The organism is Bacillus sp. 205(2023) (genome assembly GCF_037027485.1).
Classification (GTDB): Bacteria; Bacillota; Bacilli; order Bacillales; family Bacillaceae; genus Bacillus; species Bacillus halotolerans.
In genome coordinates, this window is the sequence record NZ_JAXCHF010000029.1 from 1 (window position 1) to 669 (window position 669).

Genomic DNA, 669 nt, shown 5'->3' on the forward strand with positions numbered 1-669 from the left:
AAACCCAAATCGTGCGATTTGGTGATCCAATCGGTCAAGATAGGGCACAGAATCATGGACATTTCCAGGTGTGACATAGGTATCTGTGATAATGTTGTATTTCATATCTGTTGTGCGGTGATCTAAATAGAAAAAACCTTCTGGTTTGTTTTCACGATACAGATATCCACTTTCCGGATCTGTTGTACTATGGCGGATCTCTTTTTCAGCTTTCACCTCCTCTTTGATTGTTAATGGCTTTTTTCCGTGTTCCTCCCGATCCTCTTGAATGGCTTCATTTAAATCTTTGATATAGTTTTGGGTATCCTGCGCAATTGTTTTTCTTGTGTATTTATGCTTGTTGGCATTGGCTTTCAGATGAGTTGAATCGGTGAATAGGACACGTCCGCCCACCATGTCATGATTGATGGCCTGAAGAACGATCTCATCAAAAATGTCTTGGAAGATGGTTGTATCTTTAAAGCGTGTGCGTCTGTTCCAGCTGATGGTGGAGTGGTGCGGAACCGGGTCATTGATATTCAGTCCCAAAAACCATCTGTACGCCATATTGTAGTAAATTTCTTTTTCGAGCTGTCTTTCTGAACGGATACCGTAGAGGTAGCCGATAAACATCATTTTGAATAAAATTAGCGGATCAAGTGAGGGGCGGCCTTTGTTTTCGCTGTAGTA

Annotated in this window: 1 protein-coding gene; it reads right to left on the reverse strand. The window is 41.7% G+C overall.

The window, feature by feature from the left end:
- Positions 1 to 669, reverse strand: a 669-nt coding sequence (locus WA325_RS21205) for a transposase (protein WP_336184164.1), incomplete at both ends; no start/stop codon positions are given.